15 protein-coding genes are annotated in these 16026 nt (G+C 61.5%); 7 read left to right on the forward strand and 8 right to left on the reverse strand.

From position 1 onward, the window contains the following. Positions 1–884: 884 nt before the first annotated feature. The gene (locus tag NKI54_RS31690; protein ID WP_352693569.1) at positions 885–1226 is read right to left on the reverse strand and encodes a hypothetical protein; all 342 of its coding nucleotides are present in this window, start codon (positions 1224–1226) and stop codon (positions 885–887) included. Between the two features lie 722 nt (positions 1227–1948). On the opposite strand from NKI54_RS31690, the gene NKI54_RS31695 reads away from it, so the two are divergent. After that, entirely contained in the window at positions 1949–2977 is a 1029-nt protein-coding gene (locus tag NKI54_RS31695) for an alpha/beta hydrolase family protein (protein ID WP_352693571.1), read from the forward strand. A 347-nt stretch (positions 2978–3324) separates the two neighbouring features. Here the strand turns inward: NKI54_RS31695 and NKI54_RS31700 are convergent, their stop codons facing one another. Beyond that, a complete protein-coding gene (locus NKI54_RS31700; protein WP_352693573.1) occupies positions 3325–6765 on the reverse strand; it encodes an AAA family ATPase in 3441 nt (1146 codons plus the stop codon). Here NKI54_RS31700 and NKI54_RS31705 point away from each other — a divergent pair. The 5 genes from NKI54_RS31705 to NKI54_RS31725 are packed head-to-tail and all read left to right on the forward strand — an operon-like array spanning position 6765 to position 11910. Then, positions 6765–7538, forward strand: a complete 774-nt coding sequence (locus tag NKI54_RS31705; protein ID WP_352693575.1) for a conjugal transfer protein TraD — start codon at positions 6765–6767, stop codon at positions 7536–7538. The genes NKI54_RS31700 and NKI54_RS31705 overlap by 1 nt on opposite strands. 20 nt (positions 7539–7558) lie before the next feature. After that, complete coding sequence (locus NKI54_RS31710; RefSeq protein ID WP_352693577.1) at positions 7559–9604, forward strand: type IV secretory system conjugative DNA transfer family protein; 2046 nt, start codon at positions 7559–7561, stop codon at positions 9602–9604. Positions 9605–9611: 7 nt separating this feature from the next. Continuing rightward, complete coding sequence (locus NKI54_RS31715) at positions 9612–10694, forward strand: AAA family ATPase (RefSeq protein WP_352693579.1); 1083 nt, start codon at positions 9612–9614, stop codon at positions 10692–10694. Beyond that, the gene (locus tag NKI54_RS31720) at positions 10691–11113 is read left to right on the forward strand and encodes a hypothetical protein (protein WP_352693581.1); all 423 of its coding nucleotides are present in this window, start codon (positions 10691–10693) and stop codon (positions 11111–11113) included. The genes NKI54_RS31715 and NKI54_RS31720 overlap by 4 nt, the downstream gene beginning before the upstream one ends. Beyond that, positions 11110–11910: a hypothetical protein gene (locus NKI54_RS31725; RefSeq protein WP_352693583.1), complete on the forward strand. Its 801-nt coding sequence runs from the start codon at positions 11110–11112 to the stop codon at positions 11908–11910. The genes NKI54_RS31720 and NKI54_RS31725 overlap by 4 nt, the downstream gene beginning before the upstream one ends. Before the next feature lie 358 nt (positions 11911–12268). Here the strand turns inward: NKI54_RS31725 and NKI54_RS31730 are convergent, their stop codons facing one another. From NKI54_RS31730 to NKI54_RS31740, 3 genes are all read right to left on the reverse strand, one after another. Continuing rightward, a complete protein-coding gene (locus NKI54_RS31730) occupies positions 12269–12568 on the reverse strand; it encodes a hypothetical protein (RefSeq protein WP_352693585.1) in 300 nt (99 codons plus the stop codon). Between the two features lie 58 nt (positions 12569–12626). Next, positions 12627–12950 carry a DUF736 domain-containing protein gene (locus NKI54_RS31735; RefSeq protein WP_352693587.1) on the reverse strand — a complete coding sequence of 108 codons (324 nt, stop codon included), beginning with the start codon at positions 12948–12950 and terminating at the stop codon, positions 12627–12629. 716 nt (positions 12951–13666) lie between these two features. Beyond that, a complete protein-coding gene (locus NKI54_RS31740) occupies positions 13667–14194 on the reverse strand; it encodes a hypothetical protein (protein WP_352693589.1) in 528 nt (175 codons plus the stop codon). Positions 14195–14443: 249 nt separating this feature from the next. On the opposite strand from NKI54_RS31740, the gene NKI54_RS31745 reads away from it, so the two are divergent. Next, a complete protein-coding gene (locus NKI54_RS31745) occupies positions 14444–14893 on the forward strand; it encodes a hypothetical protein (protein WP_352693591.1) in 450 nt (149 codons plus the stop codon). Positions 14894–14901: 8 nt separating this feature from the next. Here the strand turns inward: NKI54_RS31745 and NKI54_RS31750 are convergent, their stop codons facing one another. From NKI54_RS31750 to NKI54_RS31760, 3 genes are all read right to left on the reverse strand, one after another. Further along, complete coding sequence (locus NKI54_RS31750; RefSeq protein WP_352693593.1) at positions 14902–15183, reverse strand: type II toxin-antitoxin system TacA family antitoxin; 282 nt, start codon at positions 15181–15183, stop codon at positions 14902–14904. Positions 15184–15342: 159 nt separating this feature from the next. After that, complete coding sequence (locus NKI54_RS31755) at positions 15343–15762, reverse strand: hypothetical protein (RefSeq protein WP_352518116.1); 420 nt, start codon at positions 15760–15762, stop codon at positions 15343–15345. Beyond that, on the reverse strand, positions 15752–16012 hold the full coding sequence (locus tag NKI54_RS31760) for a type II toxin-antitoxin system prevent-host-death family antitoxin (protein ID WP_352518109.1): 261 nt from the start codon (positions 16010–16012) through the stop codon (positions 15752–15754). Before NKI54_RS31760 ends, NKI54_RS31755 begins: the two co-directional genes overlap by 11 nt. Between the last annotated feature and the right edge of the window lie 14 nt (positions 16013–16026).

Here is a 16026-nt window from a genome sequence, read left to right on the forward strand (position 1 = left end):
TCGGATGGCTCTCTCCAGCAGTTCCTGCCCGCGATCGGTTTCAGGATCACTGATCGGGTGTACGCTCGGTCCGATTGGCGGAGGCGGGTCGATCCTCGCTACGCCCTATCGATGTACGTCGTCGGAATGAGCATCCTCGGATGCGCTCTCGGAGGTGATCGCGGCAAGCAATTGCGGTGGCGCGTCTGCAACACTATTATCGATCATGTTCTGAGGAGGTATCTCGGATGTGGAATAGGATCGCCAAGCTTCGGTTATCGAGCCGCACCTGGGAGGCAATTCTTCTGGGGATGAAAAGCTTGAGGCGAACCCCAAATAGCCGATGTATGTACTGGTGATTTGACGCGATTCCATAGACAGCATCGTTGGCGCCACGAGATTTTCGCGTACAGCTTCGGGATTGCGCCCGGCCGCGGGCCATCACGCACCACATCACGGCACGTCGTTCAGATTTGTGTAGTGCTTCAGTTTAACGAAATCGAAGTTCCATAAGATAGATTACGCGACTTTCATCAGACGAAGTTGACATTTCTAAGTATCCCACGTATGCCTGACACTCGCTGCAAGTCTTCTGGTTGTCGAGAGGCAAGCAGATCAGTTCTACATCAGTAACTCCTACTCGACGTTCCGTTTCAGAAGATCATTTTTACTTAAGATCGTCTCATCGTCTAATGAAACCGGACGGGATGACCCACTTTTTCTGGAACGCCCGGGGGTCGGCGTCCCAGGTCAGACCATCGGCTTCGCTCGCCTGCTCTCTCGGCGCACTCACTTGTGCGGCATGCAATAGACGCCCTCAGATTCCATGAGTACCGCGCCGCCCTTCAACTCACTCAGTGCGCCGACCCACGCTTTCGAATAAGTGCGGCTGGCATCCACGGCCGTCAGCCAAAGACGCGATTGTCGGCCAGTTCGACTTTAGCTTCCTGCTGCAAAGGACTTGCCTGCACGGTCTGTTGATAGTGGCGTTTGATCCTGACATTGCTGGCCGGGAACTCAGCTTCGTTGCTGCCGTAGTTCAGCACAAAACCAGTGTGCTCCTCAGCCACTGAGCAACCGCCATCACGCTCACACACGATTTTGGCAGCCGTCCTGCAGTCCCATTTCAGTGAAGCGGGCCACATAGGATTGTCCACGCTTGATCGCGGCTTGTCGCTCTGACCAGCCGCCGTCAACACTGCGCCTGTGTTCAAAATCACAGTGGACAGGAGAAGCGCCTTGAACATTACAAACCTCCCTGAATTACGACCCCATAGTACCTCGTCCTGCGTGATCGCCTGGCTCGTGGCATGTTGAGATTGAACCAGCTTTTCTGGCGCACGCCGTTCGCGTCATCATACTCGATGAACCAGGGATTTCCGCGCACCGGTCGAGGGATGGCGTAGTAGGTGGGGCCATTCCCAAGGGATTGCCCTCGATCGTTCCCCGCGGTTTGGATTGTTGCTGCAACCACCTTACCGTCGATTTCGATTTGGACCTGTCGAGATCCGTCTCCATGATACCCGCCGAGGCCGCTGTCTTTCACAACGACGGGCAACGTGAGCCTATCGGATGAGATGCGCCAGATGCTCCGTTCTTGACCCAGTCCGGGCCGGTCGGAGTTGGCGCCAACCGCTTGCCAGCCAGACGGACAATCCTCATACTTCTCAAATTTCGCGGCGCTTGAGTTGGCTTGCGGACAGATGGCCAGTTAAAACCCGGGGCTTCCATCGCCGCAATCAACTTGTAAATTGGCGGATGGCACGAGGGGGTACCCTGCCAGTCGCCGGATAGACATAGGAGCACCTGGCAGCCCCATTCCGACGTGCATCGAGCAACCCTTTATCGGGCGGTAAATAGTGTGGAGGGATGTCCAGCCGCCCCTTTGTCTGGTGAATGAAGTACGGCGGGGTTTCAGCTTTGGTTTCATGATGAAAGGTTTCCAACCTGCAAAGAAAAAGGAGAGAAAATGTTCCGTTATCTAGCGCGCCGTTATGATCGTAAGCACATCCTGAGATCATTAGAACGTCAGAGGCGTATTCATGATAAGCTGATTCCATTTTTTCATGATGGTTCTGACGAATTGGTCTTCAATGAAATTTCCAAAGGCGAGGTGTTTTTCGCGCCTATATTGCCGGCTGCTCCGTTAAGGGAAGAAGCGGATAGTGTTACCTTCCAATCTGATATTTCAACTGAAGACGAGGCGAACAACACGTTTGAATGCGTTGTTACCGACAGTGGATTGAAACAACATGCGCTTGTTGTGTTTCATCATTGGTATGCTCGGAGCCGGTATCCGGCATTTTCCAAATACTTCGCTGGAAAGGGCATAACGGTTATTGAAGCTACACTTCCGTATCATTTTGGGCGGGCTTCGAATGACTATTCTGAGGAAAAGCTTTTCAACGCGAATTTAGGGCGCACTGTCCAGTCGATGAGACAGGCTGTCCTAGATGGCCGTAAGATTGTTCGTTGGCTTTATAGTCAGGGGTATCAGAAAATCTCGGTTGTAGGGATGTGTTTGGGTGGCACTGTTGCGGGTCTCGTTGCTGCCCAAGAGCAGAAGGTTGATAAGGCGGTTCTCATGGTATCGCCGGGAAGCCCTGCTGATCTCGTCTGGACTGCGGAGACCATGACGGCCTTACGTGGTCGTATTGAACCGTCCATGTCACTGGAAGGACTAAGAACCGCTTGGGGTCTCATCGATCTAGAGAAGCATCTTTTCGGCCTTACACGTCCTCGTCTGGATTTGATGTTCTTGCTCGGTAAGGACGATACGGTTGCCCGCCCAGGAGGCTCTGAGCGTCTCATTGAGTTGCTGGCGAAGTGCAATCTTCCACCTGAGGTCGTGCGGCTGAATTGTGGGCACTCATCTATTGGAATGTTCCCCTACAATTTGATCGCGGCTCGGAAGGTTCTTCGTTTTTTGAAAGAAACCCCGACCCTGTCAGAGCTTTGGGAGGTTCGCGGGTTTCGCTACGACTTTAGCGAAGTTTGAGCTATTTGATGGCTCCGCGCCGGATCGCGGCCAGGGCGCGCGGGATGCGGTTCGGTCCCTCCCCTGCCCTCCCCCGACCAGGTCGCGCATGCGCGACAGCTCATCAACGACGATATCAAGCCGGCCGAGGTCGCCCGGCTCCTGAAGGTGCATCGCGCGACCTCAGCCCTCGCAGTTCAGCCGAGAGTACAAGAGCATCTTTGGCAACTCGCCGATTGCGGATCTGCAGCTCTGAACTGTACCGGGCCACTTGTGACAATGAACGACCACCTTGCTTAAAGAGTAGTCATTCGCCGCGGCCTGCGACGCCGACGGGATAACGACAGCCGGCCTTCCCCGGCGCTTCCCTACTGCTTCAGCCGTGTCGACTGAGACTCTCGCGCTGCAAGACGTTCAGTTTCGGCCTCTTGTCTGGACGCGACTTCACCAGATCGGGCTGCGGAATAGAGAGCCGCGGCCTCGCCCAACCTGACCTGATCGGATTTCGGCACGGATGGATGTTCAAACGATTTGCCCGAGGCTGTCGCACGAGCGATTTCGCGTGCGCCGTCTTCACCGAAACGGGCTTCAATCGATTTCCTGAAGGTGGCGATCTCCCGACTGACCACCTGATCGGCTGACACCATCTTGAAGGTTTCGGCCCGCTCGCGATCATCCTTGGCCATTGCAATTTTTCCGAGCGCGGCTTTCGCCCGATCCGAAACATCCCTTACCTCCACCGCATCAGCCCTCATCCGCTTTTCCACATCACTGCGATAGGCCTGTGCTGCCCGGTTCTCGTACTCGGCGGTCCGGACAATGTTCGGGCCAATCGCGGCGGCGGCCTGTTGAGCCTCGGTCCGCTCTTCCCTCGCCCTGGCGCCGGCGAAGAACCCTTCCCTGCCCCGCAGCTCGCCGACCAAGCTGGTATCCGCCGATAGACGTCGCGCAGCACTTGTCGGCCCGTCTCGCGCGATGATGTCATCGAGACGCTGGGTTGCCGCTTTCGGATCACGATAGGCGGTCTCCAGATAGATTGAGCGAGCGTCGCGCTCGCGCTGTACATCTGCATCGCGACTGACAGCGACGGCGATGCTCCGTTCGTCGATCGATCGCCCAAAGCTGTCGCGGCGCACGCCATCAGCATTCACATCCTGGAATGCAACTATCAGCACCCTCACGTCCGCTGGCCGGTCGGCTGTGGTGCTGGGCAACCCCTCTTCATTTCTGGCATCTGGAACAGACTGCCGAGTTTCGGTCTTGCCTGCCACGGCCCGATCATCGGCTGGCCCACGACGATCGCTGTCTCCTGCCTTTTTTGACTTCGGCGCCACGACGGGCTCAGGCGTCGCGCCTCGATGCTCAAGCCGACGCTGGCTCTCCGCGTCGTTGGCAATGGCGCCGGGCTGCATTTCCGGTGTGCGCGGATCTACCTGACGCATGCCCGCGCGTGCCTCCTCGACAACTGAAGCCATCGGCTGCTCCTCCTTTTCCCGGCCATTCTGAGCTTGCCCAACATGCAACGCTGGCCGAGCGTTCTCCGCCGCCCGTCCCTCGTCTAACTTCGCCCGTTGTTCCGCGCTGAGTTCATCGCGCGTTGCATAAGCCACTGACGCCGCCTTGATCTCGTTGCGGCCGATCTGGCGGGCGAGCTGCCGCAAATCGCGCGCCGTCTGCGTCGCCACGAAGATCGTCGCGCTCTCACGCTGCCGCGTCAGCGCCACATAGCTCGAGGCGGCACGCCAGTGATGCGTGTGCATGAGATAGGTATGATCGAGCGTCTTGCCCTGGCCCTTGTAGATGGTGCCGGCATAGCCGTGCCGGAATCCAGAAAACTCCGACGCAGACCACTCGACCTTTCGCCCTTTCCGGCCTGCCGCCGCATCAAGCGAGACACTGATGCGGCCAAAATTCCGGTCGATGCCGGTGATGGTCCCGGCGTTGCCATTGTAGATGCCGGCGCCTTTCAGCGTATCCGTGAACTGCACCCGGTCACCGACAGCGAACGCGGCCTCGCCATGCTTGGTCGTAAACACAAAATCCTTACCCAACTCACCATGCTCGCGACGGACCGCGCGCAGATCCTTGTTCAGCGCATCGACATCCTTGTTGGTATAGGCAAACACGAACCGCGATGCAGACGGATTGGAAGCAGAATCCTTGGCCCATCGCTCGACCAGTTTTTCTCGCAATTCATCCTGCTTCGACGTCCATACCACCGCCTTATTTCGGGCGAAGGCCCGGAGCGCGTCTTCGAAGCGACCGTCCGACAGATCGCGTGCCGCCTCTCTCTGCCAGTCGACCTTCTGGCGTGTCACCTGGGTTATCTCGGACGAGCCGTGCTCTTTCTTCAGCTCGGTGAACAGCCCGCCGCGCTCGATCGAGCCGAGCTGCCGGTCGTCCCCGGCCAGCACAACCTTGGCGCCCGACAGCCGCGCTTCGCGCAACACTTCGCCGGTCACCTTGGCGTCCATCATCGCCGCCTCGTCGACCACGACCAAAGTGCGCCGGTCCCACTGCGCGCGGCCGTTCTTCAGCCGGAACAGTTCGGCATGAACGGTCGAGCTTCTGGCTAACCCGTCCTCCTTCATGGTCTGCGCCACCGCATTGGTCGGCGCGAGGCCGACCACGCGATAGCCGGCCGCTTCATGCGCCTCGCGGATGGAGCCAAGCGCAAAACTCTTTCCCGTCCCGGCCCGGCCTTCGACTATTTTTAGCCCGCCGGACCCCGTCGCATGATCGAACGCGGCCAACTGATCCGGCCGCAGTTCCTGCACGGACACGAGCCGCTCGCGCGCCCTTGCCCCAACATCGCGATGGGACCCTCCGGCCACGCGCCGTCCATCAGCAAGTGCCAAAACCTCCTGGTCGCGCACCGCCCGCGTTGTCCAGCGACCCACACTCTCGCCTGTCTCCCGGTCATGCAGCGCCAGCACATCGTCACGGCCGAGTACTTTGCCCTTCACATCCGCTCGTTCGCTCTCATCGAGAATGTGTTTTTTCAGATGCCGATCGAGATCGTACTCGGAAAAACTCGCCTGGTTGCGCGTCAGAACAGCCAGCACATGCTCCGGATCGCGCGCCGCTTCTTCGTTCGCCCGCCTGATATGCTCGGCCCGCACATTGGCCTCCGCACCCGGCGTGCGCATGCGGATCGGTCCGATGTGTTCCTGTGGCACCGCGCTCGTCGCATCCACCCGGATCGACAGCCCCTGTTCGGCAAAATAGCGGTTCTGATGATCGCGCCACAGCGCGCCCCACGCCTCGCCTTCCGCCACGATCGCCCGGCCCCCGCCCCGCTTGATGACGGGATCGAGATCACGCGCTTTTTTTGCCGCAAACCCTTCCTCCCCAAGACGCCGCGTCGTGATCAACAAATGCGCATGGTAATTGGCCCGCTCGCCCTCGCTCTCCGCCCCATGCGGCGCATGAACGTCCAGCTGCACCGCCAGCCCCTTTGAGACAAAATGTTCTTGCGCAAACGACCGCGCCAGCTCGACCCGGTCGTCATGATCAAGCTCTTGATTGGCCGGCAGCGCCAGCACGAGCTCGCGCGCCAGCTGCGCGTCCTTGCGTTTTTCCATGGCCTCGGCCGCATTCCACAGCGCATCGCTTGAGGCCAGCTCTGACGGCGCCCCTTCCGGCAACAGCACCTCGTGATGCTCCGGCGCCTCGCGGTGCTTGAAGTAAAACACCTCCCCGGTGCGCTGCGCCTTGATCGCCTCGCGGCCGTTGTAGGCGGCCGAGCGCACCGCGCTGCCGCCGTCGGATCGGGAGATGTATCGGGCACGGGCGAAAGCGATAGCCATTGCCGCAGGATGCCATCACTCGCGCGCCAGCGCAAGCAAGCATTCGAAGAATGCATATTGCGTCTGCAAAAATCCATCAATCGGCTAATCGACGACAGACGGTTGGCACTCTGGCGGATGCTTACTGCGGAAAACGCCAAGGAACCTTGGTTGCAGCCTCCGGCATATACAAAAGGGGGTTGAAGAGCCTCGCGCCGGCTGGCACAATCCCTTCGGGCTTGGCGGACGGGGAAAAAACGGAGATTCTCGCCATGGCCCGCACCTCGCTTGCCGAACGCATGAGCCGCCTGGAGCAGCAGCGGGCCAAACTCACCGAACAGGAAGCTAGGCTCAAGGCGGACGAGCGCAAGCAGCGCACCCGCCGCCTCGTCGAGGCCGGGACCCTCATCGAACGGGCCGGATTGATCGATCTCGAGGAAGCCGCCCTCTATGGCGGGCTGCTGTCGCTGGCCGAGGGCGTGCGCGACAAGGCGCAACTCACCGAATGGATCAAGACCGGCAAAACCGCGCTCGATCGGGAAACGGTCGGCAAGGACGCAACGCACGAACCGTTGACCATCACCTTCCCTGCTCCGCTGCCGACCCCCTTCGCCACTCGCCTGCGCGGCGCCGGCCTGCGCTGGAGCAAAGTCATGCAGCACTGGGAAGGGCTGGCCGATCACGACGCAGTCGCCGCACTTGCCGCCGAGCAGAACGGCAGCGTGCGGCGCATTCATTCCACCGAGCAGCCCGATCGGGAGCCGGATCGCGGCCGAAAATCTGAACGCTCATAGCGCTGACGCCGGGGGACAAGATGTTCGGTCGGCTGTCGTACGATCTCGTCAAGACGCTGTTCAAGGCAGCCTTCGCCATCTTGCCACTCGTCATTTGGTATCCCGCCTGGCGCTATGCCCACACGCTGTGGGGCGACGCCTTGCTCGAATGGTATCGGACTGGTCTGTCGCCGGCATCAGTAATCTACAGACTTGGTTACGCGGCATGGCCATCGATCGCGCTGCTCGGACCGGCCATCACAATGGCGGCGGCTCTCCTGATGCGCCGATCCGGTATGGTGCTGCCCCTCACTGCCATCGCCGGCGTGTTGGGCATGGCCGCCGCAACGGTTTTCACTGTCTGGCCGGAAGCGACACGACTGCTCGGCAACCGGCCAGCCCATGCCTGGTCCGCCATTTTGAACGCAGCGGACACGACCATCTTCTATGCCGGGGTTGTCGGCTTTCTCGCGACCACGGCCGGCGTCAGGGTGCTGATGGGAAAATCGCTGCACGCCCAAAGCGTCAAGCCGGTTGAGCGTGCCTCCTCTGATATCTTTGGCCACGCCGACTGGATGGACATTCGCGAGTCACAAAACCTGTTCGGCGGTTCGGCCAAGTCGCCAGCCAATCCGCGTGGCGGCGTCGTCATCGGCGAAGCCTACCGCGTCGATCAGGATGCGCCGGCCCGGCGCGGACAAAAGTTTGATCCGCGCGATCCAAAAACATGGGGCAAGGGTGGCAGGTCGCCTTTACTCACCTTTGATCTCTCCTGGGGCGGCACCCACGGCCTCGTCTTCGCCGGTTCGGGCGCCTACAAAACCGTCTCCGTCTGCGTGCCGACACTGCTCACCTGGCGCGGGTCGATTGTCACCCTCGATCCCTCCTCCGAGCTGGCGCCGATGCTGACGGGCGCACGCACGGCGATGGGCCGGCGTGTCATCTCAATCGACCCGATGAAGGGGACCGGAGCCTTCAATGCGCTCGACTGGCTGGCAAAAGATTCGCCCCTCTTCGACGGCGACATCCGCTCGGTTGTCGACTGGATCTGCGGCGAGAAACACACCGCCACCCGTGATGCGCCGCACGGCACCTCCGGCAAAGCCTTCTTCGAGGGCCGCGGCAAGGCCATCGTCGAGACCCTGCTTTCCGACATCGTCTTCGACAAAAATCTGTCCGACGACAAACGCAATCTCGTCACTCTGGCGCAACGGCTCGCCTTGCCGGAGGCAAAAATGCGGGACGAGCTAGCCCGCATTTTTGAACACTCCTCCTCGCATCGCGCCCGCCATCTCGCCGGCCAATTGATGGGACTGGTGGCCGAGACGTTCTCCGGTGTTTACGGCAATATGAGCGAGCAGACCGAATGGCTCGCCAATCCCGCCTACGCAAAACTGCTGTCGGGCAACAGTTTTCGCACTGCTGATCTCGTTTCCGGCAAGCTTGACCTCTTTATCAACATCCCGATGAAGGTGCTGGAATCGACGCCAGCGCTCGCTCGTGTCGTTGTCGGATCCTTGCTCAATGCCGTCTATGAGGCCGACGGCGTCTCGCCAGGCGGACGCGTCGTCTTCCTGCTCGATGAGGTCGCCCGTCTTGGCTACATGACCTCACTCGCCCGCGCCCGCGATGCCGGTCGCAAATACGGCATCACGCTGGTCATGCTTTATCAGTCCGAAGGCCAGCTGCGCGAACAATGGGGCGATGGCGGCAAGAGCGCCTGGTTCGAAAGCGCTTCCTGGCGATCATACGCCGCGATCAGCTCGCTCGACCAGGCTCGCGCTGTCTCCGAAGCGCTGGGCGAACATGGCGTCGTGCTGAGCTCCGAGACAAAAAACCGCGGCAAGAGCGCAAAGCCGCTCGAGATCGGCACCGCCTCGACCGGCGCCTCCGAGCAGAGATCGGAACGCGGCCGGCGGTTAGCTACCGTCTCCGAGATCCTCGCCGATGCCCGGGCGGACGAGCAGTTCGTTTTCGTCCAGGGCAGACAACCGCTGCGCTGCGGCCGCGCGATCTATTTTCGCCGGCCCGAAATGGTCGCACGCGTCGAGCGCAACCGTTTCGCGCCCCAAAGCCAGTCGGGTTGAGCAAGAGATGCAGCGCGATCTGATCCCGATCATCCTTGGCCTTGCCGTTCTGATCGTCGTGCTTGCGCTGCTGGAAGCCTATTCCGGCGTTATCCTCCTCATCGCGATGACCGTCATGGGCTGGCGGCTGGCGCATGCCGACAAATATGGCCTGCCGGCATCGCGGAAATTTTTGCAGGGGAACGATCGGCGAGACGTTGAAACCAAATCCGCTCTTCCCATCCGGACGTCAAAACATCGGCCGCTCGATGAGGTGCTGGCCGAACTCGACGCCATGACCGGATGGCGCTCCGTCAAGGCGGAGGTCAGGAAACTGGTAGCCGTGTTGCAAGCCGAGCAGGAACGTCGGCGCCACGGCATCAACGCCGCCCCCCCAAGCCTGCATCTGATTTTCCTCGGCAATCCAGGGACCGGGAAAACCACGGCGGCGCGTCTCATGGGCGAGATTCTTTTCGCACTTGGCCTCCTCAGATCCGGCCATGTCGTCGAGGCCGATCGCAGCCAGCTCGTCGCCGGCTATGTCGGCCAGACCGCGATTCTGACACGGCAAGCCGTCGAGGCAGCGCTCGATGGCGTGCTGTTCATCGATGAGGCCTACGCGCTGGCGCCGGAGGGACAAAAAAACGATTTTGGCCGCGAGGCGATCGACACGCTGCTGAAGCTGATGGAGGACCATCGGGATCGATTGTGTGTCATCGCCGCCGGCTACACTGGCGAAATGCGCCGCTTCCTGGATTCAAATCCCGGCCTGCGCTCCCGATACACCAGGACAATCATATTCGAGGACTATTCGGCTGAAGAGCTGGCGGGGATTTTTCGTAACCTCGCCGACCGCGAAGGCTTTGTGCTCGACGCCGCGGCCGAGGACCAGGCCAACCTTGCCTGCGTCCGCATGGAGGCGGAAGGTGGAGACCATTTTGGCAATGCCCGCGCAATCCGCACGCTTTGGGAAGGCACGCGCGAGGCGCAGGCCATGCGCCTCGCGCGTGAGGGTGTCGGAAATGCCGGTCGCGACGCCATCATGACCATAGGGCCCGAAGACATTGAGACGGCGATGGCGACATACGAGCGGCAGGGGTCAATCACATGACGGCTGAAACGCTCTTCTCATCTGTGCGAGCCACACTTCTACGCTGGCTCAAACTTGTTCCCGCCCTGTTCCGGCGCGATCTGCTGTTCCGCTATGCCACGATCGCCGCTGTCCTGGCTTTGATCTTTCGGGCTGTCAGTATCGGTCAGGATGTCGCCGGCCAGCGCGACGATCGTCCCACAGACGCTGGAAAGAACGCCAGCACCCCGCCGACGGATCAGGATAATTTCGAACAGGGCAATGCGTCTTCGGCCGCGGGGTCGCAGACGACGGAACCGCCCGCACCTGGATCAACCTTGGAGCCGGCGCACGAGAAAACGCCTGCTGTCGCTCCAGGCCGGCCGCTACAAGGGATAGAAGTGGCGCCAGCGCCGCACGACAATTTTGGAACCGTGCCGATGGAAGGATCATCACCATGATGCAAAGAAAAAGTGTGGGCGGGCTGGCGCTCGGGATTGGGATCGCAGCATTGAGTTTCGTTGAGGGCCCCGGCTTCGCACTGGCGCAAGACCGGCAGCCAGAAACCCAGAAGCAGTTGGACCGCATCGAGCAGAAACTCGATTCGCTGATCGAGCATCTCGGCATCACCGGACAGGGCGGTGCGTCGGCAAAGAGCAACGACAGCATGCCCGCCACCGGCAACGATGACGCGAAGAAGCAGGCTTCCTCCGAAGGGGGTGCAAGCCAAGGTTACCAGCGGGGCGCGCTCGCCATCGCCCGCGCCGCGCCGGCCAAAAAAGACAATCTTCCAGATATCCCTGCCGACAGCGTCGGCAGCTTTGTCTATATCGGCGGCGCCATTCCCCTCAGTGAACCGTCGCGCAACGGTGTGCTCTACACCGGCCTCACCTCAGTCGAACTCCAGGGCTGGCTGAAGATTGCAGAGCCCGGCCGCACGCAGCTCGCCGTGGAATACCGCGCCACCACCGGATCCAACGTCTTTGTCAATGCCGGCTGCATTGCCTCGCTCTGGCTTGAAGACCGCTCGATTGGCTCCCAGCACGGCGAAATCCCGATGCCCGCCAGGGAGCAAAAAAGCGTCTCCTTCATCTTTGGCGCCGATCTCCAGCCGGGTCTCTACAAGCTTCGCGCCTGGCTGGCCTGCACCGAGCCGCGCGACCTCCGTGCTCTCAACGCTCAACTGCTCATCAAGACGCCTGGCGATATGAACCTGCGCATGATCGACAGCGGCGAATTGCTGCACCAGGGGTCGTAAAAGGTCATGCCGAGAACCTGCTCAGGTGATCGCCGCCTCCAGGAGTTACCGGAAAACATTTTGGCCTTGCTGTTGCCCCTCCTCGAGGTGCTGCGATTTCGGTCGGTACAATCTACTGCCGCGCCCGTCGTCGCCGTCGACGGGCCGAATGAATCCGTCCATGATCGGCGGCGGCGAGTGCTGCACCTGGGCGCTAATTCAAAGCGTCGTCCACTCTCTCCGTGACGCCCGTCCGTTTCGCTGTCGACCGGCCGCACTGAGGCTGATAGACATTGGTCTCCAGCCACTCTGCATGAGAAAAGCCCGGCGACGGAGCGCTCCGTCGCCGGGCTTTTGGGGCACGTTCGCCCAGTCGGGCTCATTGAGGCGGCGCCCGATCAGCCACAGCCGCCTTGTCTCCGATGAGTTTCGCCGCGAGATCCGCCGGCAGCGGCATGAGATCGTAGCCGTGTAAGATGGTTGCATGGCGAAGATCCTCAAGCGCTTCGAACGCGCGATCGCGGGTGCCAAGCCAAAGACCGGGCTCGTCGGTTTCATCGTGCGGGAACGCGTGCAGGAAGTAGGTCCGAAGCGGTGGGTCGTAGCCGATGACGGCGTCTGGATCCGAGCGGACCTGTCCGGTGACGGTGCCACTGACGGTGATGGTGTAGCGGCTCATTGCAACCTCCTTTTGCCGATGGGGAAGCCGGCCCCTTGCGGAGCCGGCCACCGATGCCTCACTGGGGGTTGTTCCAGAGGATGACCTTCTTGTTCTCCTCGCCGCCCGGGGCGGGTGCGAGGTTGCCGAAGATGACGCCGATCTCCGGGGCTTCCAGCTTGACCGAGAGGTATTCCTCGCCCGAACGCTGGGAGGTGCGGTGCCAGCCGGCTCCGATCTCGAAGCCCGTGCGCTTGTTGACGATCCGGTAGTCGGGCGCGTCCTCGCGAGACTTGTTGGTGTTCGGGATCAGGGTGATCGGGGCGTTGACCCGGAGCGTGGCAAAGACGCCTTCCATCGAGCCGTCGGACTTGGTGGTGAGGTTTGCGATCGTGGTGGCCATGGTAGTTCTCCTTCGGTTGCATCGGGACCATTCCCGATGGCGCCAAAGGAGAGGGCCGTCCTGCTGCGGTCATCTCGGCGAAAATTCTGGAAAATTCTATTTGCCTAGAAATAACGGGCAGGCCCTTCGCCTGTCCGCAGACAAAAACAGAAATCGAATTTTCCTGAATATTCGCCGAGTGTACCCCCAACGGGGGTTGACCGCACAAAGCAGGCGGTCGTCTACAAAGGCGACATGAAACGGGAATGGCCCCGGATGGGACCGAAGGAAAAGAACTCAGGCCGCCATCAATAGACTAGACCGCCGACGCAACGCTGCCGGATCGCAGGAACATGCTGCAGCCTCTCGGGTCATGTCGTCGGCATCGCCAACACGTCGAACAGCAGCATGGCGCGTGAACCGCCTTGCGCGTTCGGTATGGCGGCACAGCGGTTTCAAGATCGGAGCCGGCTGGCAGCGAACTTCACGCCCCACGGTGGCGGTGCCTAGCAACCAGGTTGGATGACCAAGCAAGCAGGATGTTGTTCGGCACGCTTGCACCTGCTTCAGAGGCGAGAAGCGTCAGGAGGATCATCCTGCACAACGCCGGCTCTGCGCGTGGGCCGGTTTCGAAAGGGCCGGCTCATGCCGTTCATAGAAGTGGAGGTGGCGGCGCGGGGCCGGATCAAGCATATCGGAGGTCGGCCCCCCGGGCTGTCGGCGGAACCGCGCGTACATCATCCCGGCAATGCCAGACGCTCGTCCGGCATCATGCGGGCTTCGGCTTGGCGGCGAATGTCCGGACCGGCATGGCGGAGCATGGCGCACCAGTCTTGCACATTGTACGTGGTCGCCATGCTGCCCCTGGCCAGATCGTAAATGACGCACGGCTTGTTCGCGATGGCGAGCCGAAGCACGTTGACGGCCGTGCCGGGTGATGCGCCGTCCCAGACCATCATGCCAAAGTCGGCGCGCCGTGCCATCTCCCGGTCCTTGGCAGCGTGGAACCCGTGAGCGCCTTCAAGAGACGGGACATGGTAGGCAGCCCAGTCGCCCAGATTGTTGTGGGGTTCCTTGCCGGCATGGGAGATCCCGACATGCTCGTAGCCGTAGCCAGCGAGCAGGCCCTGCGCCTCGGCATCGGCTCCGGGCGCGTCGCCAATCAGCACGCCGTGCTCGGCAGCAACGATTGCGCCGATGCGAGCAATGGCAGGTTCCGGCAGCTCGAATATCTCGCGTGATCCGCCTATGAATATTATCGACATGGTGACTTTCCCTTCTCTCCAGCGTCCCCCGCCCCGCGCCGGCCGCCCTCTCCCTCTGGCCCTGCGCGAGGGATCGTCGCCCGAAGGCCGAGGCGGCGAAGCCGGCTCGGGGAACGGCGGGACGCCGCGACTGGAGCCCGGCTGGCCGCAGGCCGGCGCGCCCGGACCCTGCCGCTGCCGGAGGCGTTACGCGCGTGGAGCTAGTGACCTTTGTCGGCCAGCCAGAGGCTCACGTCCTGGATCGAGCGCATGAGCACCGACGGATTGTCCCGCGCGGGAATGAAGCCCCAGCTCTGCCAGTTGCGCTCGGCCTCGGCGTCTATCGCCCGCACCACCACCGCGCGGCCGCCGACGATGTCGGCGCTGGCGACACAGCGATGCAGCGCGTCCTTGACCAGGCCGCTGCCGACGCTTTGCCCGGCATGGCGGTGGCTGACGGCGAGTTGTCCGATCAGCAGGCAGGGGATCGGATCGGGCGGGCGTCCGGTGCGGAAAGCGCGGTGCGCTGTTTGGCTGGATCACGCCCGGCGCGAGGCCGTAATAGCCGACGACTGTTCCCTCGTGGTGAATGACCAGGACGCGGGTAAACCCGCGGGCCTGGTTCGTTCGCGCGAAGCCGGCCATCCAAGCGTTGAGCGCCGACTTGCCGCAATTGAAGCTGTCGAGGCGGTGCGCGTCATCGAGGAGTTCGATGCCTGAAAGCGCCACTAGCGGTTCCCGAACGGGGGCCGACGCAGCCGCTCGGTCGCCTTCGGCGGGGGCGCAGCGGCCGGGGCTGAGATCGCCTGCATGAAGGCGTCATAGGCTTCCGGGGACACGCGGATGACGGTTTCGTTGAGGATGGCCGCCTGCGCCTCGTGGAGTGCTGCGCGCCGCATGAACTCCGTGCGCGACAGGCCGAGCAGCTGCGCGCCGCGGTCGATGATGGTGAGATCATCGCTGCGAAACCGCATCGAGACGGATATCTTCCTATTTGCGGCGGCAGCCATGGTGCGTTCCTGTGCTGGAATGGGTATACGTCGGTGCAATGGGGCATGACACCGGATTTGCGTAACGAACATTCCTGCTCCTGCGACCGGCGTACAGGCATGCGGAAACGGCGGACTGATCCGATCCGAGGTATGCTCCCTGCCGCGAAAACAGAACATTCAATCCAGACGGCTGACGCGGCGGCCCTCGCTGCGCGCTTCGATAAAGGCGCCTGCGATCTTCATCATGAATGCCTTGCTGAAACGACCGAGGGGCTTACCGTCGGATTCGATGTACCAGGAGCGTTCGGCAATATCGTAGTTGTATTCGTCAACCACGATCCAGCAGCGTTTGAGATCGGTCAGACCGGCGCGGCGGCACTCGATAGCGGAGACTTCCAAACCGACCCGATCGCCGGGCGGTGGCTGGGTGGTTATCGCCAGGAGCGCGAGATGGGTCAGGCCATCTCTTGCGCCGCCGACAGCGATGACCACGCAGGTCGGCCGGCTCTTGCGGCCTTCCGTTTCGCCGCGCTCGTGTTGCCATGCCCAAAGATACGGGTAGGAAATCACCTGACCAGGCAGAAATCTACCGCTCATCATCGTATCCCTCCCCGCGCGCTAGTCGGTCGATCTCGGCGGCGAAGAGTTCCGTGTGTTCCTCCGGCATCTCGGAGACATGGTATGCGCGGCGGGGATCACTGCCGATGCGCATCCGTTCGTAGTGCTCGTAGCTCATCAGCACGAACCGGGGTTTGCGGTGCTTGGTGAGAATAACGGGTTCGCGGCTGGCAACGTCGGTGACGTCGCCAACCTGCTTGTTGAGATCCCCTGTCGTGAACTGACGCATGGCTGTACTCCTTG

The sequence above is a fragment of the Mesorhizobium sp. M0663 genome, from assembly GCF_040320585.1.
Taxonomy (GTDB): Bacteria; Pseudomonadota; Alphaproteobacteria; order Rhizobiales; family Rhizobiaceae; genus Mesorhizobium.